The sequence below is a fragment of the Providencia sp. wls1922 genome, assembly GCF_009706505.1.
Taxonomy (GTDB): Bacteria; Pseudomonadota; Gammaproteobacteria; order Enterobacterales; family Enterobacteriaceae; genus Providencia; species Providencia lanzhouensis.
Window position 1 is genome coordinate 1 of the sequence record NZ_WLUG01000073.1, and the last position, 22,453, is coordinate 22,453.

Here is a 22,453-nt window from a genome sequence, read left to right on the forward strand (position 1 = left end):
TGTCTAAAGAAAAATTTGAACGTTCAAAACCGCACGTTAACGTTGGTACAATCGGCCACGTTGACCATGGTAAAACTACCCTGACAGCAGCAATCACTACTGTTCTGGCGAAAACTTACGGCGGTAACGCTCGTGCATTCGACCAAATCGATAACGCACCAGAAGAAAAAGCGCGTGGTATCACCATTTCTACTTCTCACGTAGAATACGATACTCCAACTCGCCACTACGCACACGTAGACTGCCCAGGTCACGCCGACTATGTTAAAAACATGATCACTGGTGCTGCGCAGATGGACGGTGCAATTCTGGTTGTTGCTGCGACTGATGGCCCAATGCCACAAACTCGTGAGCACATCCTGTTAGGTCGCCAAGTAGGTGTTCCTTACATCATCGTTTTCCTGAACAAATGTGACATGGTAGACGACGAAGAACTGTTAGAATTAGTTGAAATGGAAGTTCGTGAACTTCTGTCTCAATACGATTTCCCAGGCGACGACACTCCAGTTGTTCGCGGTTCAGCACTGAAAGCGCTGGAAGGCAACCCAGAGTGGGAAGCGAAAATTGTTGAATTAGCAGGCTACCTGGATTCTTACATCCCAGAACCAGAGCGTGCAATTGACAAGCCATTCCTGCTGCCAATCGAAGACGTATTCTCAATCTCTGGTCGTGGTACAGTAGTAACAGGCCGTGTTGAGCGTGGTATCATCAAAGTTGGTGAAGAAGTTGAAATCGTTGGTATCCAAGCAACGGCTAAGACGACTTGTACTGGCGTTGAAATGTTCCGTAAACTGCTGGACGAAGGTCGTGCGGGTGAGAACGTTGGTGTTCTGCTGCGTGGTACTAAGCGTGAAGAAATTCAACGTGGTCAAGTACTGGCTAAACCAGGTTCAATCAAGCCACACACTCAATTCGAATCAGAAGTTTATATTCTGAGCAAAGATGAAGGTGGTCGTCATACTCCATTCTTCAAAGGCTACCGTCCACAGTTCTACTTCCGTACAACTGACGTAACCGGTACTATCGAACTGCCAGAAGGCGTAGAGATGGTAATGCCAGGCGACAACATCAACATGATCGTGACTCTGATTCACCCAATCGCGATGGATGATGGTTTACGTTTCGCAATCCGTGAAGGTGGTCGTACTGTAGGTGCGGGTGTTGTTGCAAAAATCATTGCATAATACCGCTCTTTCTGAATAAGAAAGAACCACTTTAGTAAAAAGGGCATCGACTGATGCCCTTTTTATACTCAAGTTTTTAAAATGTTAGCGTTTAAACCTAAGAACCTATCTCATCAATCGTTTTCATAATTATTGGTGAGATAGGCTCTGAAACAACGATTTACTGACTGTATTGAAAGCCCGATGCAGTTATATGAGATTTATTAAGGTTTTGCTCAGAAGTTATGGTATATTTTACCGCTGCCACGAAAAGAAATTTATTTTCGAAATAGGGTGGTGATTAAATTTACTGGGTATGCTGGCATATTCTATTGGTGTGCTCTGATTGCCATACTGCAAAGGTAAGGCAAGCGAGCTTTATACATACTTCATGGTAACAGGTTGAATTATGAGTGCGAATAGCGAAGCTCAAGGAAGTGGACGCAGTGCAGACATCTTCAAATGGGTAGTTGTCTGTGCCTTATTATTAGTTGCTATCGTAGGCAACTATTACTTCCGTCAATATAATCTCGCACTGCGTGCTTTTGCAGTTGTGGCTGTAGTAGCTATTGCTGGTGCTGTTGCTTTGTGGACCACAAAAGGTAAAGCAACTCTGGCGTTTGCGCGCGAAGCTCGCATCGAGGTGAAGAAAGTCATTTGGCCTACTCGCCAGGAAGCATTACAAACGACTTTGATTGTTGCTGCTGTAACGGCTGTAATGTCACTAATCCTGTGGGGATTAGATGGTATCCTAGTGCGTTTAGTTTCATTTATTACAAGCCTGAGGTTATTCTAAATGTCAGATTTACCTAAAAAACGCTGGTATGTCATTCAGGCATTCTCTGGTTTTGAAGGTCGCGTAGCACAGTCTCTGCGTGAACATATCAAATTACATAATATGGAAGAGTTGTTTGGCGATGTTATGGTTCCAACTGAAGAAGTTGTTGAGATCCGTAGCGGCCAGCGCCGTAAAAGTGAGCGCAAATTCTTCCCTGGTTACGTATTAGTTCAAATGGTCATGAATGATGACTCTTGGCACTTAGTGCGCAGTGTTCCGCGTGTAATGGGCTTTATCGGTGGGACTTCAGATCGTCCAGCACCAATTAGTGATAAAGAAGTTGATGCGATTATGAATCGCTTACAACAAGTGGGTGATAAGCCACGTCCTAAAACGCTATTTGAACCAGGTGAAATGGTTCGTGTTAGTGAAGGCCCATTCGCTGACTTCAACGGTGTTGTTGAAGAAATCGACTATGAAAAGAGCCGCTTAAAAGTCTCTGTTTCTATTTTTGGTCGTGCAACCCCAGTTGAGTTAGACTTCGGACAGGTAGAAAAAGCCTAACAATTCCGAATAGCAGACTTGCAAAAGGCGCGAAATTTTCATACAATTTCGCGCCTTTTGTTTTTTATGCTTGGCATCATACTGTGCAAACGGTGTTTTGCGGGGCGTTAATGTAACGGGGAGCCTTAATCCATTAAGGCGTTATTACCCAATTTGAGGAAATATTCATGGCTAAGAAAGTACAAGCCTACGTTAAGCTGCAAGTAGCAGCTGGTATGGCAAACCCAAGTCCACCGGTTGGTCCAGCACTGGGTCAGCAAGGTGTGAACATCATGGAATTCTGTAAAGCGTTCAACGCAAAAACAGACAGCCTGGAAAAAGGTTTACCAATTCCTGTTGTTATTACTGTTTATGCAGACCGTTCATTCACTTTCGTAACTAAAACTCCACCGGCAGCAGTTCTGCTGAAAAAAGCGGCTGGCGTTAAGTCTGGTTCTGGTAAGCCGAACAAAGACAAAGTTGGTAAAGTGACTTCTGCACAGGTTCGCGAAATCGCAGAAACTAAAGCTGCGGATATGACTGGTGCTGACGTTGACGCGATGATGCGTTCAATCGCTGGTACTGCTCGTTCCATGGGCCTGGTAGTGGAGGACTAATAGAATGGCTAAACTGACTAAGCGCATGCGCAATATCCGTGAGAAAGTTGATGTAACTAAACAGTATGACATCAATGAAGCCGTTGCTCTGCTGAAAGAATTAGCGACTGCTAAATTCGTTGAAAGCGTTGACGTAGCTATCAATCTTGGTATCGATGCTCGTAAATCTGACCAGAACGTTCGCGGTGCAACTGTACTGCCACACGGTACTGGCCGTTCAGTTCGCGTTGCTGTGTTCGCACAAGGCGCAAACGCTGAAGCTGCTAAAGCTGCTGGCGCTGAACTGGTTGGTATGGAAGATCTGGCTGATAAAATCAAAGCTGGTGAAATGAACTTTGACGTTGTTATTGCTTCTCCAGATGCAATGCGCGTTGTTGGCCAATTAGGTCAAGTTCTGGGCCCACGTGGTCTGATGCCAAACCCGAAAGTTGGTACTGTAACTCCTAACGTTGCTGAAGCAGTTAATAACGCTAAAGCTGGTCAGGTTCGTTACCGTAACGACAAAAACGGAATCATCCATACCACTATCGGTAAAGCTGATTTCGACGCTGACAAACTGAAAGAAAACTTAGAAGCACTGCTGATCGCGCTGAAAAAAGCAAAACCAGCTTCTGCTAAAGGTGTTTTCATCAAGAAAATCAGCCTGTCCACTACCATGGGCGCAGGTGTTGCTATCGACCAATCTGGTCTGTCAGCAGCAGTTTAATTCCGTTAGCATTTGCTAATCGGCAATTAGGCTTTACCTTTGCGTCAAATTTGTATAAAATTTGACGCCTCGAGTTTGTTGGGTATAGAAATATGCTCAACAAACCACAAATTTCGGTATGGAGTCTGGCCTTTCCAGACCCCGTCCAAGACCGCAGGTGTAGTTTATTAGTTACTAGTAGCTACTTAATTTACCTGCGTAGACGGTGACAGAGATACCTAGAATTTAATTCTGGATTTCTATTCTGCTCACCGTGTTTTAGCGCTCTTACATAATGTTGTGTTTGAGTGATGTGAGTCCCGGGTTTTCCCGGTTAATCCAGGAGCAAGAAGCTAATGGCACTAAATCTTCAAGACAAACAAGCGATTGTTGCTGAAGTCAGCGAAGTAGCCAAAGGCGCGCTTTCTGCAGTTGTTGCTGATTCACGCGGCGTAACTGTAGCAAAAATGACTGAACTGCGTAAAGCAGGTCGCGAAGCTGGCGTTTATATCCGTGTTGTTCGTAACACACTGATTCGCCGTGCTGTTGAAGGTACAGCTTATGATGTACTGAAAGACGCGTTTGTTGGTCCAACCTTAATTGCTTTCTCTAACGAACATCCGGGCGCTGGCGCTCGTCTGTTCAAAGAGTTCGCGAAAGCGAATCCAGCATTTGAGATTAAAGCTGCGGCCTTTGAAGGTGAGTTAATCCAAGCGAAAGATATCGATCGTCTGGCAACTCTCCCAACTTACGATGAAGCAATCGCACGCCTGATGGCAACCATGAAAGAAGCCGCTGCCGGCAAATTGGTTCGTACTCTGGCTGCTCTGCGCGATCAGAAAGAAGCTGCATAAGCCCTTTCCTTCGTTGCTTTTTAACGTATAAACTATTTCTGAATTTTAGGAACACTTGTTATGTCTATCACTAAAGACCAAATCCTTGATGCAGTTGCAGAAATGTCTGTAATGGACGTTGTTGAACTGATTACTATGATGGAAGAAAAATTCGGCGTTTCTGCTGCTGCAGCTGTTGCTGTTGCTGCGGGTCCAGCTGAAGCTGCTGAAGAAAAAACTGAATTCGACGTTGTTCTGGCATCTGTTGGTGCGAACAAAGTTGCAGTTATCAAAGCAGTTCGTGGCGCAACCGGTCTTGGCCTGAAAGAAGCTAAAGATATGGTAGAATCAGCTCCAGCAGTTATCAAAGAAGCTGCAAGCAAAGACGAAGCTGAAACTCTGAAAAAATCTCTTGAAGAAGCAGGCGCTTCTGTTGAACTTAAATAAGTTCAATTTCAAGAACGCAGCTTAAGTAATTAGGCTGATGGCTGGTGATTTTTTAATCACCAGCCTTTTTGCGCTGTAAAGCGTGATGGGTGTTAACAGCTTTTCACGCAGTTTTAATGTTAACAAACAACCCTCCAATACTTCTTTCTATTTGACGACTTAATATACTGTGTTCTGCGCTACGACCCGCTCGGGTAGCTCGGTAGCAACTGCAACGCAATGAAATGATTTAAGAGTAATAGAAATGGGTATTCAGGAAAGTATTCATTTTCCATTTCTTCAAAAAACGCGTTCCTGTTCTGCCCTTAATCCAAAGGCGAACGATTTGGGTCACTGATCAACGAGCTGAGGAAACCTATGGTTTACTCCTATACCGAGAAAAAACGTATTCGTAAGGATTTTGGTAAACGTCCACAAGTTTTGGATATACCTTATCTCCTTTCCATCCAACTTGACTCGTTCCAGAAGTTTATCGAGCAAGATCCTGATGGCCAGAATGGTCTGGAAGCTGCTTTCCGTTCCGTATTCCCAATTCAGAGCTACAGCGGTAATGCTGAGCTGCAATATGTCAGCTATCGTTTAGGTGAGCCTGTTTTTGACGTTAAAGAATGTCAAATTCGCGGCGTGACCTATTCTGCACCACTGCGTGTAAAACTGCGCCTGATCGTGTATGAGCGAGAAGCTCCAGAAGGCACCGTTAAAGACATCAAAGAACAAGAAGTCTACATGGGTGAAATTCCACTCATGACTGAAAACGGAACTTTTGTTATCAACGGTACTGAGCGTGTTATCGTTTCTCAGTTACACCGTAGTCCTGGTGTATTCTTCGATAGCGATAAAGGTAAAACTCACTCTTCAGGTAAAGTGCTGTATAACGCACGTATTATTCCTTACCGTGGTTCATGGCTTGATTTCGAATTCGATCCGAAAGATAACCTGTTTGTACGTATTGACCGTCGCCGTAAATTACCTGCGACCATTATTCTGCGTGCAATGGATTACAACACCGAAGAAATCTTAAATCTGTTCTTCGACAAAACTGTATTCCAAATCCGCGATAACAAACTGATGATGACGCTGGTTCCTGAGCGTCTGCGTGGTGAAACTGCTTCTTTCGATATCGAAGCAAACGGCAAAGTGTATGTTGAAAAAGGCCGTCGTATCACTGCTCGTCATATTCGTCAGTTAGAAAAAGAAGAAGTTAGCAACATCGAAGTTCCTGTTGAATACATCGCAGGTAAAGTTGTTGCAAGAGATTACATCGATGAGAGCACCGGTGAGCTGATTTGTGCAGCGAACATGGAACTGTCATTAGATATGTTGGCACGTCTGAGCCAGTCTGGTCACAAAACAATCGAAACATTGTTCACCAACGACTTAGACCACGGTGCTTATATCTCTGAAACCGTTCGCGTCGACCCAACGAACGATCGCTTAAGTGCACTGGTAGAAATCTACCGTATGATGCGCCCTGGTGAGCCGCCAACACGCGAAGCTGCAGAAAACCTGTTCGATAACTTGTTCTTCTCTGAAGACCGTTACGACTTGTCTGCTGTAGGTCGTATGAAGTTCAACCGTTCACTGAACCGCGATGAAATCGAAGGTTCTGGTATCCTGAGTGAAGAAGACATCATTGATGTTATGCGTAAACTCATCGATATCCGTAACGGTAAAGGCGAAGTCGATGATATTGACCACTTAGGTAACCGTCGTATTCGTTCCGTTGGCGAAATGGCTGAGAACCAATTCCGTGTAGGTCTGGTTCGTGTTGAGCGTGCAGTGAAAGAGCGTCTTTCTCTGGGTGACCTCGATGCATTAATGCCACAGGATATGATCAACGCTAAGCCAATTTCAGCAGCAGTTAAAGAGTTCTTTGGTTCCAGCCAGCTGTCTCAATTTATGGACCAGAACAACCCACTGTCTGAAATTACGCATAAACGTCGTATCTCTGCATTAGGCCCAGGTGGTCTGACTCGTGAACGCGCAGGCTTCGAAGTACGTGACGTACACCCAACTCACTATGGTCGTGTTTGTCCAATCGAAACCCCTGAAGGTCCGAACATCGGTCTGATCAACTCATTATCTGTTTATGCACAGACCAATGAGTACGGTTTCTTAGAAACTCCATACCGTTTAGTCCGTGATGGCATCGTAACTGATGAAATCCATTACTTGTCTGCAATCGAAGAAGGTAACTTCATCATTGCTCAGGCTAACACCGTATTAAGCGACGATGGCCGTTTCATCGAAGAATTAGTTACTTGCCGTAACAAAGGCGAGTCAAGCTTATTCAGCCGTGAACAAGTTGAATATATGGACGTTTCGACTCAACAGGTTGTTTCTGTTGGTGCGTCACTGATCCCATTCCTTGAACACGATGACGCCAACCGTGCATTGATGGGTGCGAACATGCAACGTCAAGCGGTTCCTACTTTACGTGCTGACAAACCATTAGTTGGTACAGGTATGGAACGTGCAGTAGCGGTTGACTCCGGTGTTACTGCTGTTGCAAGACGTGGTGGTTTAGTTCAATACGTTGATGCTTCTCGTATCGTTATCAAAGTTAACGAAGATGAGATGTATCCGGGCGAAGCTGGAATCGATATCTATAACCTGACTAAATATACTCGTTCTAACCAGAACACCTGTATTAACCAGATGCCTTGCGTATCTTTAGGTGAACCAGTTGAACGTGGTGATGTGTTAGCGGATGGTCCTTCAACAGACCTCGGCGAATTAGCACTGGGTCAAAACATGCGCGTGGCATTCATGCCATGGAATGGTTATAACTTCGAAGACTCCATCTTAGTTTCTGAGCGTGTTGTTCAAGAAGACCGTTTCACAACTATTCACATTCAGGAACTCTCTTGTGTGTCTCGTGACACCAAATTAGGGCCTGAAGAGATCACTGCGGATATTCCAAACGTTGGTGAAGCAGCACTGTCTAAACTTGATGAATCCGGTATCGTTTATATCGGTGCAGAAGTGAAAGGCGGAGACATTCTGGTTGGTAAAGTCACTCCTAAAGGTGAAACCCAATTAACGCCAGAAGAAAAACTGCTGCGTGCTATCTTCGGTGAAAAAGCTTCAGACGTTAAAGACTCTTCTTTACGTATTCCTAACGGTGTATCAGGTACGGTTATCGACGTACAAGTATTTACCCGTGATGGCGTAGAGAAAGACAAACGTGCTCTGGAAATCGAAGAAACTCAGTTACGTGATGCGAAGAAAGACTTAACAGAAGAGCTGCGTATTTTTGAATCCGCACTGTTCTCTCGTATCCGTTCTGTACTGATCAGCGGTGGTATTGAAGCTGATAAACTGGACAAACTGCCTCGTGACCGTTGGTTAGAATTAGCATTAGCTGATGAAGAGAAACAAAACCAGTTAGAGCAATTAGCTGAACAGTACGACGAACTGAAATCTGAGTTCGCTAAGAAACTGGAAGCAAAACGTCGCAAGATCACTCAAGGTGATGACCTTGCACCGGGCGTACTGAAAATTGTTAAGGTTTATCTGGCAGTTAAACGTCAGATTCAACCGGGTGATAAAATGGCGGGTCGCCATGGTAACAAAGGTGTTATCTCAAAAATCAACCCAGTTGAAGACATGCCTTACGATGAAAACGGTAACCCAGTTGACATCGTTCTGAACCCGCTGGGCGTACCATCACGTATGAACATCGGTCAGATTCTGGAAACTCACTTAGGTATGGCTGCTAAAGGTATTGGTGAAAAAATCAATGCTATGCTTAAACAGCAGCAAGAAGTTGCCAAACTGCGTGAATTCATCCAGAAAGCTTACGATTTAGGTGATGATCCGCGTCAGAAAGTTGACTTAAATACTTTCTCTGATGAAGAAGTTATGCGTTTGGCAGAGAACCTGAGAAAAGGTATGCCAATTGCAACACCAGTGTTTGATGGTGCAAAAGAGAAAGAAATTAAAGAACTGCTGAAACTGGGCGGTCTGCCAACTTCAGGTCAGATTACATTGTTCGACGGTCGTACTGGCGAGAAATTTGAGCGTCAAGTAACCGTAGGTTACATGTACATGCTGAAACTGAACCACTTGGTTGACGATAAGATGCACGCCCGTTCAACTGGTTCTTACAGCTTGGTTACTCAGCAGCCGCTGGGTGGTAAAGCGCAGTTCGGTGGTCAGCGTTTCGGGGAGATGGAAGTGTGGGCACTGGAAGCATACGGTGCAGCCTATACTCTTCAAGAAATGCTTACAGTTAAATCGGATGACGTTAACGGCCGTACGAAGATGTATAAAAACATCGTCGATGGCAGCCATCAGATGGAACCTGGTATGCCGGAATCTTTCAACGTATTGCTGAAAGAAATTCGCTCACTGGGTATCAACATCGAGCTGGAAGACGAGTAATTCGTTCTGTGCCGGAAGGTTCGCCTTCCGGCCCGTGTAAGCACTGGGATTTGGGGAGAGTGGCTTCGAGCACTCACCTGACAGGTCTAACTCCGACAGGAGCCATTTTGTGAAAGACTTAATTAAGTTTCTGAAAGCGCAAACCAAGACCGAAGAGTTTGATGCGATCAAGATTGCTCTGGCATCACCTGACATGATCCGTTCATGGTCATTCGGTGAAGTTAAAAAGCCAGAAACCATTAACTACCGTACGTTCAAACCTGAGCGTGACGGTCTTTTCTGTGCGCGTATTTTCGGGCCAGTAAAAGACTACGAATGCCTGTGCGGTAAGTACAAGCGTTTAAAACACCGTGGTGTGATTTGTGAGAAGTGTGGCGTTGAAGTTACACAAACTAAAGTGCGTCGTGAGCGTATGGGTCATATTGAACTCGCGTCTCCAACTGCGCATATTTGGTTCTTAAAATCACTGCCATCCCGTATTGGTTTGCTGCTCGATATGCCACTGCGCGATATCGAACGCGTTCTGTATTTTGAATCTTATGTTGTTGTTGAAGGCGGAATGACTAGCCTTGAGCGCGCACAGATTCTGACAGAAGAGCAATACTTAGATGCGTTGGAAGAGTTCGGTGACGAATTTGACGCGAAAATGGGTGCGGAAGCAATCCAAGGTCTGCTGAAAAACCTCGATCTTGAGAACGAGTGTGAAACGCTGCGTGAAGAGTTAAACGAAACTAACTCAGAAACCAAGCGTAAAAAGCTGACTAAGCGTATCAAACTGTTAGAAGCGTTTATTCAATCTGGTAACAAACCAGAGTGGATGATCCTGAACGTTCTGCCAGTTCTGCCACCTGATCTGCGTCCATTAGTACCACTGGATGGTGGTCGTTTCGCTACATCGGATCTGAACGATCTGTATCGTCGCGTAATCAACCGTAACAACCGTCTGAAACGTCTTCTGGATCTGGCTGCGCCAGACATCATCGTACGTAACGAAAAACGTATGCTGCAAGAAGCGGTTGATGCTCTGTTAGATAACGGTCGTCGTGGTCGCGCAATCACTGGTTCTAACAAACGTCCTCTGAAATCTTTGGCAGATATGATCAAAGGTAAACAAGGTCGTTTCCGTCAGAACTTACTTGGTAAGCGTGTTGACTACTCAGGTCGTTCTGTAATCACCGTAGGTCCATACCTGCGTCTGCATCAGTGCGGTCTGCCTAAGAAAATGGCACTTGAGTTATTCAAACCATTTATCTACGGCAAATTAGAATTACGTGGTCTGGCAACAACCATTAAAGCTGCGAAGAAAATGGTTGAGCGCGAAGAAGCGGTTGTTTGGGATATCTTGGATGAAGTTATCCGCGAACACCCAGTGATGCTGAACCGTGCACCAACACTTCACCGTCTGGGTATCCAAGCGTTCGAACCAATTCTGATCGAAGGTAAAGCTATCCAATTGCACCCACTCGTTTGTGCGGCATATAACGCCGACTTCGATGGTGACCAAATGGCGGTACACGTTCCTCTGACTCTGGAAGCTCAGTTAGAAGCGCGTGCGTTGATGATGTCAACCAACAACATCCTGTCTCCGGCAAGTGGTGAGCCTATCATCGTTCCTTCTCAGGACGTTGTATTAGGTATCTACTACATGACGCGCGACTGCGTAAACGCGAAAGGCGAGGGCATGGTTTTAGCCGGTCCTAAAGAAGCTGAGCGTGTTTACCGTTCTGGCCATGCTTCACTGCATGCCCGCGTTAAAGTTCGTATCACTGAAGAAGTGAAAGACAGCGAAGGTAACATTACGATTAACACTGGTTTAGTTGATACCACTGTTGGCCGTGCAATTTTATGGATGATCGTACCGAAAGGTCTGCCTTACTCGCTGGTTAACCAAGCGTTAGGTAAGAAAGCTATCTCCAAAATGCTGAACACCTGTTACCGCGTACTGGGTCTGAAACCAACGGTTATTTTTGCTGACCAAATCATGTATACCGGTTTTGCCTATGCGGCACGTTCTGGTGCATCGGTTGGTATCGACGATATGGTTATTCCAGAGAAAAAAGCTGGGATCATCGCCGAAGCAGAAGCAGAAGTTGCAGAAATTCAGGAACAGTTCCAGTCTGGTCTGGTTACAGCAGGCGAACGTTACAACAAAGTTATCGATATCTGGGCAGCGGCAAACGAACGTGTTGCTAAAGCGATGATGGAAAACTTGTCTACTGAAGCAGTCATTAACCGTGACGGTGAAGAAGAACAACAAGTTTCTTTCAACAGTATCTTTATGATGGCCGACTCCGGTGCTCGTGGTTCTGCAGCGCAGATTCGTCAGCTGGCCGGTATGCGTGGTCTGATGGCTAAGCCAGATGGCTCAATCATCGAAACGCCAATCACGGCGAACTTCCGTGAAGGTCTGAACGTTCTCCAGTACTTTATTTCTACCCACGGTGCTCGTAAAGGTCTTGCGGATACCGCATTGAAAACTGCGAACTCCGGTTATCTGACTCGTCGTTTAGTTGACGTTGCTCAGGACTTGGTTGTCACTGAAGATGACTGTGGTACTCACGAAGGTATCCTGATGACTCCGGTTATCGAGGGTGGCGACGTTAAAGAACCACTGCGTGAACGTGTACTTGGACGTGTAACTGCAGAAGATATCCTGATCCCAGGTACTGCAGATATTCTGGTTCCACGTAATACACTGTTACACGAAAAACTGTGTGACCTGTTAGAAGCTAACTCTGTTGACAGCGTGAAAGTACGTTCCGTAGTAAGTTGTGAAACTGACTTCGGTGTGTGTGCTCACTGTTATGGTCGTGACCTTGCTCGTGGTCATATCATCAACAAAGGTGAAGCTATCGGTGTTATCGCGGCACAGTCAATCGGTGAGCCGGGTACACAGCTGACGATGCGTACGTTCCACATCGGTGGTGCGGCATCTCGTGCGGCAGCAGAATCAAGCATCCAAGTTCGTAACACAGGTACGTTGAAACTGTTCAACGCGAAATATGTTACTAACTCAGAAGGCAAGCTGGTAATTACTTCTCGTAATACAGAACTGCGTCTGATCGACGAATTCGGTCGTACTAAAGAGAGCTATAAAGTTCCTTACGGTGCGCACTTAACGAAGGGTGATGGTGCAGCAGTGATCGGCGGTGAAACCGTTGCAAACTGGGATCCACACACCATGCCAGTTGTCAGTGAAGTATCGGGTATCATCAGCTTCTCCGACATGCTTGAAGGTCTGTCAATGACTCGTCAAACTGATGAGTTAACTGGTTTATCTTCAATCGTTGTTATGGATACCGCTGAGCGTACCAGTGCTGGTAAAGACTTACGTCCTGCACTGCGTGTAGTCGATGCGAACGGTAAAGATGTTCTGATCCCTAACACAGACATGCCTGCTCAGTATTTCTTACCGGGTAACGCAATTGTTCAGTTAGATGATGGCATTGCAATCAACGTCGGTGATACTTTAGCGCGTATTCCACAAGAATCCGTAGGTACTAAAGATATCACGGGTGGTCTGCCACGCGTTGCTGACCTGTTCGAAGCTCGTCGTCCGAAAGAGCCTGCGATCCTGGCTGAAATCAGCGGTATTATCTCGTTTGGTAAAGAAACCAAAGGGAAACGCCGTCTGGTTATCACTCCATTAGATGGAAGTGAACCATACGAAGAGATGATCCCTAAATGGCGTCAGCTTAACGTATTCGAAGGTGAAATCGTTGAACGCGGTGACGTAGTTTCTGATGGTCCAGAGTCTCCACATGATATCCTGCGTCTGCGTGGTGTTCATGCTGTGACTCGTTACATCACGAACGAAGTTCAGGAAGTTTACCGCTTACAAGGCGTTAAGATTAACGATAAACACATCGAAGTTATCGTTCGTCAGATGCTGCGTAAAGTCACCATCGCGGATGCAGGAAGCTCTGAATTCCTCGAAGGTGAGCAAGTTGAGTACTCACGAGTTAAAGTTTCTAACCGTAAACTGGAAACTGAAGGTAAGATTCCAGCTAACTTTGAACGTGATCTGTTGGGTATTACTAAGGCATCTCTGGCAACAGAATCCTTCATCTCAGCGGCATCGTTCCAAGAAACAACTCGCGTACTGACAGAAGCAGCGGTAGCAGGTAAGCGTGATGAACTGCGCGGTCTGAAAGAGAACGTTATTGTTGGACGTCTGATCCCAGCAGGTACCGGTTTCGCGTACCACCAGGATCGTATCCGTCGTCGTCATCTGAGCGAAGCTGTGGAAGCTCCACAAGTTAGCGCAGATGAAGCAACAGCGAACTTAGCTGAACTGTTAAATGCAGGCTTCACCAGCGACAATCAGAACTAATTTCTGATTTACAAAATCGCTTAATAGAAACCGGTGTCGAAAGATGCCGGTTTTTTTTACCTACCCATTGCCAGCTATTCATCATTAAGGTAGCTCAGCGGCACAGGAATGCGGCGACTTTCTTGATTAGCCAGCCAATGTTCCATATCAAACAACCACCACTGATCAATAATAAGTTCATAAAAGCGTGAATGGCCGCCTTTTTGAAGTTGCTCAAGGGCAATAGAGGGCAACGTATTTTGAGCTTCATCGAAAAGTGAATGTTGATGAAATTCCCTATAAGCTTCTGCAGACTCATCAACCGATAATTCCCGTGCTGTTCCTATGAACTGAGCGCCGTCAAAACCGGCAGAATCAAACTCAGGTAAATGATAATTAAACAGCGTTCCACTTACTTGGGCGTGATGGCGAATATTTTGGGAATGCTGGCTTTGATGTGCGGAATACCAAAGAAATCGTAGAGGATTGAACAGAATTTTCGGCTCGACGGTGGTTGCCCACGGAATATTTTCGGGGCTGAGTGTAGCAAAAGTAACAAAACGGGTGGCGTGCAAAAGAATTAAACTGCGCTGCTTTAAACTCATGGGGTCTCCATTGTATGTATATAAGAAGAAAGCCCACTGTAGGGACTTTCGTGATTGGGTATCATGTTTTGAACTAATTTAAGGAATTGTTTTTGTTGCAGTGATAATGACAGTATGAGGACACTGAATATAATGAAACAGAGATGGGTCTTTTTCTAAAGATGAAGTTGAATGACAAAGCGTCGAGACATGGATGAACCCAGCATGTAAAAACGTATTCTCTAATGTTTGCATCGCATAATAGTAGGCGGTCAGTGTATAACGCTTTTGCCCTGTATAAAGTATCAAATCGACGCAGCTTCCATCATGCCGAGGTTTCGACTCAATTAATTGAAAACCATAAGGAAGATAATAATCGGGGTCGGCCGAAAAATCAGGAGATAGGGTTATTGCAATAATCTTACCTTGAGGGGTTAAGGTACGGTACATGCTTTTAAGTAGTGAGAGTAGATGTGTTTCATTGGTTGCATACGGAAGAACATAGATAGCGACCACAATATCAAATTGGTGATGAGTGAGGTCGTCTAATTCACTGAAATACTCAATATTTAATGGTTCTTTTATTTCATGCATTTGGGCGCTATTAATCATGCCAATTGAACTATCATACCCTACAACTTGCTGACATCTTTGGTTTGCTAACCAACGCGAAATCCCTCCTGCGCCACAACCATAATCCAGTATTTCTAGTGAACGAGTGTCACCTAACCAATTTTTTATCGTGGGTAATTCGAGTTCTTTTCGATATGGCCATTCCAAACTTTCATTATAGAGTTCGGCTAAATTATCAAATTTTTTCATTTTTTAGATAGTGTTCTAATTCGGTGTTAGTAAATGATTTACGTCATTATTAGAATAATTTTTGTATAACGAGATGCTTTTAATTGACTGTTTTCATGGTGATTAAGTATGTCAGTTAAAATTTTGAAGTAATATAGGTGAACAGTAACGCGATGAATATTACCTCATTTATTAGGGGGTAATAATAATTGAAACGCTCCTATGGAGAATTTATTGTTTTATTTTAAATCAATGTATTGTCTTCTTATCTTGCTTGGTAAAACATGAACAATAAAAATATTTAATTAATTTTATTTGTTAATATATTGATTTTTAATTGGATACTTTAATAAGTGTTAACGCATTGACATTTATTATTATGTCAATGCAAATACGAATAAATTAATAATACCGCCCTCGATTGAATCAATTAAGGGGTGATTAAATACGTTATAAAAGTATTATATAAATATATTATTCGAATATGAAAATCCAATAAATTAAATACTATGAAATTAACAGGAATATAAATATGGGTAAAAATACAGAAAGTAATGACATTGAAAATGATAATAAAATAACGTCTAACAGCATGATGCAAAATATGACTACGTTTGGGGCACCAAGTATTATGGTTAACCAAACTTCACAGCTGGTTACAGGAACGGGGGATATTGCCTTAGATTTGGTCGTGGTGATTGATACCAGCGGTTCCATGTCTGATGAATCTGCGGATCTTAGCCAACAAATTGACGCTGCTATTGAAAAAGCAGCAGCAAATTGTCCATCACATTTACGCGCCACATTCTTGGGGATACAAGGTGTTTGGACGGGAACTAAATTCGATCAATCGGTGAGTGATTATTTAATCTTAAAAGGAGTTAACGAAAGTAGCCTACAAGCACGTCCTCCATTTAAAGAAGCGGATGGTATTGACCATGCGGGGAACAAAGAAGATCTCTGCCGAGCCGTCATTGATGTAAGTCGATACTTTGACTGGCGTGATGGTGCTAGACGAGCCATTTTTGTCTTAGGTGATGAAGGCATGGAGGGCGGTGGTGGTCGACTTACCAGTGCGGCAATAGCCAAAAACAATGAAGCGATTGAAATTGCTCAACATGCTCATGTCAAAGTGTACACCTATCAAGGGACACCGGATGATGCGCCAACCAATCTTGACCGTTTCCCAAGCCTAGCTGATAGAGACAGAGTAACACAAGAATATGCCCGTTTAGCTGAGCAAACAGGTGGACGTTCTTATATCTACACCACGGGCATCGCCAATTTTGCTTTAGTCTTGCAAGAAATTCTTTGTGACAGCCTGATCCCGCCGACTATCCCAAATCCAGAGCGTTCGGACTGTGCGAATGTCTGTGACCAACTGCCGACTATCTTAGGAACAGTGAATACGCTAGCTGAAATTATCAATAAGGCGATAGATGCTTGCTGTGGTAACGAAAGTCATCATGGTCACCACTCGCATCATCATTCAGCTTGCCAGTGTCAAAAATAATAACAAACAGGCCTGCAATTGCAGGCCTAATACTATGAGAGTCAAACGAATATTTGTGAGAAAGCCTTTATAAATCGGGATTACTTGCTGGTATCTATGATAAAAAATGAATAAAGTACCTTGCTAATATGCCACTTACAACGTTAACCACAGCGTAGCAAAGGATAATATTTTGGCGCCTATCACCGAAGAAAAGCATGATGGACAAATCCTACTCGTCAGTAGCTCACGGCTAAATGATGAAACATCTATTATGTTTTATCGAATCGGAACAGATAAACCTGAATATGAAATTGAAATATATAGCCATGCTAGTCGTTCCAGCTCAGAAGATATTTTATGGCTAGATTATGATGCAGAGTATGGCTGTGGTGATGTCCACTCAGACACTTTTCTCAAAATAGATGATGGGGAAGAAGAGGGATTACCTTGTCACTGTTATTACAGCGGAGATAGCATTATTCTGCATGCACAGCTCCCGATTAGCACCCTTCACCTTATCCAGACATCGAATAGATTGCAATTAAGACTATCAATTTCAGGATTGACCACCAATCACGGTAATCACACAATATTGCTGTCCGACAAGATAATAAATGAGTGGAAACAGATTATTGTTCTTCAATAGAATAAGACCCTCAATGGATTCCATTGGGGTCTTATTTGTGGTGTGCAGATTAAACTCTATGGATATATCCCAGAGTACGATTTAATAGAAAATTCCAATAATTGCACAGTGCGCGACAAACCCGACCATCAACGGTATGGCGGTTCGTTTCACCACATCGAATGGTTGAAGTTTGGCACCACTGGATACGGCGATTATCACCCCCGAAACCGGAGACATACCACGCCCCATATGCGAAGCTTGCTGCATTGGTAGGATCATCGCAATCGGGTTAACCCCCATACTGTGTGCAATTTGTGGGATTAACTCCACGAATGCTAAGAATGGTGCGTTACCAGAACCCATAATAATAGCGGCGGCTAACGTGACTAATGCAAACACAATCGCCATCGCAAATGGTGGTAAACCGACGGATTCTGCGCCAAGGATTAATTGGTCGATGGCACCACTGACTTTGATCCCGTGAGCAAACACACCCGCAGCAACTAACAGTCCGACTACGTTACTAAACGCATGCCCCATCCCATTTAAGAAGGTTTGGAAACCATTACACACTTGCTTGAAGTTACGTACTCGCACGGTTTCTAGTACCATACAAATCGCCATAGCAATCAGTACGATGGTCACAACGTCGAGGTGAATTCCCTCAAAAAACAGGTTGGAAGAGCCGACTGCCATAATGATTGGTAGCATCGGTAAAATGGCATAGTAGCCGGGCACCGATTTGGCTGTTGCTTCTTTGTCATGGGACTGCACCGCTTTACCAATTTCAGGGACGAAACCTTGTTTACGGTCACAATGACGTTGCCAGAAAATATGGGTAATACCGACCACCAGCACCGTGGCTAATGCCGCAGGCCCTTGGTAGTAAAGTACATATTCAACGACTGACATATCAACGGCTTTCGCACCACGGATAGCATCAATCGCGGTTGGTGTATAAGCAACCCCAAGGGATGTTGCGATAACCCCAGCGGCAGATGCAGGGGAGAGTCCCAAACCAATCATAATTGGGAACATGGTCCCCATTAACAGTACAGCTAAGCCTGTCGCTGACGGAATCGCTAACTGCAAGATACTCGCTAACAAGAATGAGAAAAATAGTAGTACATAAGGCGAACGCATATTTTTCAGTGGTTTAGTTGCTACGCGTACTACCGCTTCGTTGGCACCGATGTGATCCATATAGTGAGCAAAACCCATTAGTGCCATGATCATCAAACCAAGATCAGCAGCACGGCTACTAAATAGGTCACGCATTACTTCAAACGGATCGAGCCAAGTAATGCCCGTGGTTGCGACGCTTTTCGGTAGGATAGGACCCCAGCCTAAGGCTAGGGTGAAAATCATCAACACTAAACCGGCAATTAACAGCACCGGTTCAGCTTTGTATCCCTTCAGAATAAAGCGTGCAACCAAAACAACGATAATTAGAACCGTTAGAATTGGGATCATGCTTTAGCTCCTGGCTTGAAACGTTCTGCTGTAATTTGTACCACTTGTTTTAAAACATCACTGGCGGCATACAGAGATTTCACTGGTAGATATTCATAAATCGAGTGGAAGTTATGAGCGCCAGTGAAAATGTTCGGGCAAGGAAGACCATTCTGTGAAAGTGCTGCACCATCATAGCCTCCACGCATAGGGATAACTTTTGGCGTGATCCCGCAAGCTTCATAAGCTGCGTGAGCAATATCGATTGGATAACGGTTTTCACCTTGTAAGCTGTTGTACACGTTTGAGTAACGGTCAGCTAAGGTACAGGTTACGCTTTCTGGTCCCCACAGGTCTTCACAATGACCCGCCAATTTTTTCAGGAATGCCATACGAGCGCGGTAGCCCTCTTCGGTAAAGTCACGCACATCCATTTTCAGAACAGTGCGAGCGCTGTTACCTGACATCTGCTTAACCCAGTAATAACCTTCACGGTTTTCAGTATATTCAGGCGCTTCGCCACCGGGCAGCATTGCGATAAATTTCTGCGCCATTAGCAGGGAATTCACCAGTTTGCCTTTAGCGGACATTGGGTGAGCTGACTTACCTGTAAAGACGATTTCAACATCCCCCGCATTCCAGTTTTCATACACCAGCTCGCCAATACCACAGCAGTCTAGGGTGTAGGCAAAATCTGCACCAAACTCTTTTACATCAAACACTTTCGCGCCGCGTAGACCTTGTTCTTCATCAGGAACGAAGCCCACTTTGATATCCCCGTGTTTGATGTCTGGGTTTTGTTTAAAGTACTGCAACATATCCATAATCGAGGCGATAGCAGCTTTATCATCGGCACCTAATAGGCTGGTACCGTCGGTGACAATGATGTCATCACCAAGGTAATTTTCTAATTCTGGGAACTCACTTTTACGCAGGTAAATATTGAGTTCTTTATTCATGCAAATATCTTCGCCGTTATAAGGCAAAATTTGTGCTTTGGTGTCGTTAGTCTGCTCTGCGCTCGTATCTAAGTGACCAAAGAATGCCACCGTTGGCACTTTATAATCCAGGTTGGAAGGCAGTGTTGCGGTAACGATAGCTGTATCACGCAGTTTGATATCCTGTAAGCCTAAGCCTTCTAACTCTTGAACTAGCTGTTTGGCAAGAACGCGCTGGCCTTCAGAGGATGGCATGATGCCTGCGGCGCCTTTTTCCCTATTCGTGGTGGTGTTAATTTTTGTATAAGAAATAAAACGGTCAACAATATTCATTATTCTCATTCTCCAGCATCATCGTGATGCATTATTTTTATACTTTCATTATTGCAATGAAGATAAACATACTTCGTTGCAATATTCTTTTATCATGAATAATGCCAAAATAAATATCTGACCAGTTATTTTTTTGACTAAAGACACAGAGTGATTAAAAAAGAAGAATAGAAGTGGCAATATTTAATTATTAAATTAGAATGTGCATCACAAAATACCTGGTGGGAGATTTATTTATCTAATTGATATAAATGAGATATTTTTGGTTGCCTACCGCTGGTTATATTTAATACTAGATATTCATCTTTCCTAACTTAAATTGTTATTTAACGAAGATAATAACAATTTAAAATTCAGTTATACTATTATCATAATTTCATCGTAGTTTAAAAAACTATTAAAATATTTTTTAAATATTATTAATATTTTAATTCGGACTGATTGATGACGTATTCTTTTAGTTTTTGTGATCAGATTAATATTATTATTTAAAAATTAAACGTCGTATATTCTTAGTTCCATTTAATGGGAAATATTCTCTTCAATATTTCCCATTAAAAATGGAGCCATTAACGTCCTAAGTAGCCATCCCAATCTTTCCAAACAGGTTGTAGACCGGCTTGTACTAAGGCATGTGCGACTTGTGCTGCACTGCGGTTATCGTGGGGCGAGAACTGCTCTAACTCGGTTTTCGAATCCGCATAGCCTCCTGGTTGGGTTTTAGAGCCAGCACTGACGCTGTTAATCGCCAGTGGTACCACATGATCCCGAAAATAAGGGGATTCTCGGGTGGATAGCGACAATTCTACCGTTGGGGCAAGCAAGCGAAATGCACAGATTAACTGAACCAGCTCAGCATCCCCCATCAGCGAGGCGGGTTCGATTCCTCCCGCGCAAGGGCGCAAGCGTGGAAATGAAATAGAATAGCGGCTTTGCCAATAGTGTTGCTGCATATACAGAAGATGCTCTGCCACCATGTAACAATCCGTTCGCCAGCTACTGGAAAGCCCGATTAATGCCCCCAATCCAATTTTATCAACACCCGCTTGACCAAGGCGCTCTGGCGTTGCTAATCGCCAATGAAAATCCTGTTTTTTGCCTTTTAAATGATGAAGTTGATAAGTCGGCTCATGGTAGGTTTCTTGGTATACCATCACACCATCTAATCCTAAGGTTTTCAGCTCGCGATACTCTTCGGTTGATAAGGGCTGAACCTCCATCATAAGGGAACTGAAATAGGAGCGGATCACCGGGATATGGCGCCGAAAATAGTCCATTCCGACTTTGGTTTGATGTTCACCTGTTACCAAGAGCAAACTGTCAAAACCGATTTGGCGGATGGTTTCGCATTCACGGACAATTTCGGCATCGTCGAGGGTTTTGCGCTTAATGCGGTTGCTCATCGAAAACCCGCAATAGGTACAGTCATTGGCACATAAGTTGGAAAGGTACAAAGGAACATAAAATCCAACGGTATGGCCGAAGCGTTGACGCGTTAGGCGCTGCGCCTTTTGTGCCATCGGCTCGATGTAATGCCGCGCCGCAGGGGAAAGCAACGCCATAAAATCATCGAGAGTCAATGTATCACTCTGCAACGCTTGCTCTACATCCGAGGCGGTTTTGCTATTGATCTGTAATGTGAGGTTGTCCCAATCTAACTGTTCCCAACGCTCCCGAAAGCTTTCAATCATTGCAGCGCCTCCAAAAATTGAGTCAGAGGACTAGATGCCTCCGCTCTCTGTTTGGGTGCCGCAAGTCCACTTTGGCGAGCGAGTTGTGCAGCTTCGACCGCCATTTTAAAGGCTTGTGCCATTAATATGGGCTGTTTAGCCACGGCAATGGCGGTATTGACTAGCACCGCATCGGCGCCCATCTCAATAGCTTCGGCGGCATGGCTAGGTGCGCCAATTCCTGCATCCACCACTACTGGTACATTAGCCTGTTCGATGATGATTTGCAGCATCTCCTTAGTCACTAAGCCTTTATTGGTACCAATCGGCGCGCCCAGAGGCATCACGGCAGCGCAGCCCACTTCTTCCAGTCGCTTACATAGCACGGGATCCGCGCTGCAATAAGGCAACACCACAAATCCTTCTTTAACCAGTTGCTCTGCTGCGAGTAACGTTTCGATAGGGTCTGGCAATAAGTAACGGACATCGGGATGGATTTCGAGTTTTACCCAATGAGTGCCGAGGGCTTCACGAGCGAGACGCGCAGCAAAAATCGCTTCTTGGGCATTCTTGGCGCCGGAAGTATTGGGAAGCAATTTAACTCCTAACTCTTGAAGTGGCTGTAAAATACCATCATCTTGCCCACGTAAATTAACGCGTTTCATCGCCATGGTCACCAGCTGGCTGCCCGATGCTTGGATGGCTTGCTGCATTAATGTTGGATTGGCAAACTTGCCTGTTCCGGTAAATAAACGTGACTGAAAAGTGACATCAGCAATTTTTAACAT

At 44.4% G+C, this 22,453-nt stretch carries 17 protein-coding genes; 11 read left to right on the forward strand and 6 right to left on the reverse strand.

Annotated elements, in window-relative coordinates:
• The 9 genes from tuf to rpoC all read left to right on the forward strand — a co-directional run.
• Positions 1–1,184 (forward strand): elongation factor Tu (gene tuf / locus GKR71_RS07040; protein ID WP_036950356.1); only part of this gene is annotated, 1,184 nt, incomplete at its 5' end.
• Between the two features lie 388 nt (positions 1,185–1,572).
• A complete protein-coding gene (secE, locus tag GKR71_RS07045; RefSeq protein WP_006657042.1) occupies positions 1,573–1,959 on the forward strand; it encodes a preprotein translocase subunit SecE in 387 nt (128 codons plus the stop codon).
• Positions 1,960–2,505 (forward strand): transcription termination/antitermination protein NusG, encoded by a 546-nt coding sequence (gene nusG, locus GKR71_RS07050; RefSeq protein WP_006657043.1) that lies wholly within the window; start codon positions 1,960–1,962, stop codon positions 2,503–2,505.
• Positions 2,506–2,672: 167 nt separating this feature from the next.
• Entirely contained in the window at positions 2,673–3,101 is a 429-nt protein-coding gene (rplK, locus tag GKR71_RS07055; RefSeq protein ID WP_006657044.1) for a 50S ribosomal protein L11, read from the forward strand.
• Positions 3,102–3,105: 4 nt separating this feature from the next.
• Entirely contained in the window at positions 3,106–3,807 is a 702-nt protein-coding gene (gene rplA, locus GKR71_RS07060; protein WP_006657045.1) for a 50S ribosomal protein L1, read from the forward strand.
• Between the two features lie 335 nt (positions 3,808–4,142).
• A complete protein-coding gene (gene rplJ / locus GKR71_RS07065; protein ID WP_006657046.1) occupies positions 4,143–4,640 on the forward strand; it encodes a 50S ribosomal protein L10 in 498 nt (165 codons plus the stop codon).
• 60 nt (positions 4,641–4,700) lie between these two features.
• Positions 4,701–5,066 carry a 50S ribosomal protein L7/L12 gene (rplL, locus tag GKR71_RS07070; RefSeq protein ID WP_006657047.1) on the forward strand — a complete coding sequence of 122 codons (366 nt, stop codon included), beginning with the start codon at positions 4,701–4,703 and terminating at the stop codon, positions 5,064–5,066.
• 357 nt (positions 5,067–5,423) lie between these two features.
• On the forward strand, positions 5,424–9,452 hold the full coding sequence (rpoB, locus tag GKR71_RS07075; protein WP_154609798.1) for a DNA-directed RNA polymerase subunit beta: 4,029 nt from the start codon (positions 5,424–5,426) through the stop codon (positions 9,450–9,452).
• A gap of 109 nt (positions 9,453–9,561) precedes the next feature.
• The gene (gene rpoC / locus GKR71_RS07080) at positions 9,562–13,785 is read left to right on the forward strand and encodes a DNA-directed RNA polymerase subunit beta' (protein ID WP_036953634.1); all 4,224 of its coding nucleotides are present in this window, start codon (positions 9,562–9,564) and stop codon (positions 13,783–13,785) included.
• 74 nt (positions 13,786–13,859) lie between these two features.
• Here rpoC and GKR71_RS07085 read toward each other — a convergent pair whose 3' ends face one another.
• Positions 13,860–14,369 (reverse strand): pyridoxamine 5'-phosphate oxidase family protein, encoded by a 510-nt coding sequence (locus GKR71_RS07085; protein ID WP_108479685.1) that lies wholly within the window; start codon positions 14,367–14,369, stop codon positions 13,860–13,862.
• 78 nt (positions 14,370–14,447) lie between these two features.
• Positions 14,448–15,170, reverse strand: a complete 723-nt coding sequence (locus GKR71_RS07090; protein WP_154634085.1) for a class I SAM-dependent methyltransferase — start codon at positions 15,168–15,170, stop codon at positions 14,448–14,450.
• A gap of 511 nt (positions 15,171–15,681) precedes the next feature.
• Between GKR71_RS07090 and GKR71_RS07095 the strand changes: the two genes are divergently transcribed.
• Both GKR71_RS07095 and GKR71_RS07100 read left to right on the forward strand, forming a co-directional pair.
• A complete protein-coding gene (locus tag GKR71_RS07095) occupies positions 15,682–16,662 on the forward strand; it encodes a VWA domain-containing protein (protein ID WP_414153957.1) in 981 nt (326 codons plus the stop codon).
• Between the two features lie 172 nt (positions 16,663–16,834).
• A complete protein-coding gene (locus GKR71_RS07100; RefSeq protein WP_154634086.1) occupies positions 16,835–17,290 on the forward strand; it encodes a hypothetical protein in 456 nt (151 codons plus the stop codon).
• 81 nt (positions 17,291–17,371) lie between these two features.
• Here the strand turns inward: GKR71_RS07100 and dcuC are convergent, their stop codons facing one another.
• The 4 genes from dcuC to GKR71_RS07120 all read right to left on the reverse strand — a co-directional run bounded on the left by dcuC (position 17,372) and on the right by GKR71_RS07120 (position 22,453).
• The gene (gene dcuC / locus GKR71_RS07105) at positions 17,372–18,745 is read right to left on the reverse strand and encodes a C4-dicarboxylate transporter DcuC (RefSeq protein ID WP_036953630.1); all 1,374 of its coding nucleotides are present in this window, start codon (positions 18,743–18,745) and stop codon (positions 17,372–17,374) included.
• Positions 18,742–19,995, reverse strand: coding sequence for a peptidase T (gene pepT, locus GKR71_RS07110; RefSeq protein ID WP_036953623.1), 1,254 nt, complete (start codon positions 19,993–19,995; stop codon positions 18,742–18,744). The genes dcuC and pepT overlap by 4 nt, the downstream gene beginning before the upstream one ends.
• Before the next feature lie 569 nt (positions 19,996–20,564).
• A complete protein-coding gene (gene thiH, locus GKR71_RS07115; RefSeq protein ID WP_036953614.1) occupies positions 20,565–21,686 on the reverse strand; it encodes a 2-iminoacetate synthase ThiH in 1,122 nt (373 codons plus the stop codon).
• Positions 21,683–22,453 carry a thiazole synthase gene (locus GKR71_RS07120; RefSeq protein WP_036953610.1) on the reverse strand — a complete coding sequence of 257 codons (771 nt, stop codon included), beginning with the start codon at positions 22,451–22,453 and terminating at the stop codon, positions 21,683–21,685. The genes thiH and GKR71_RS07120 overlap by 4 nt, the downstream gene beginning before the upstream one ends.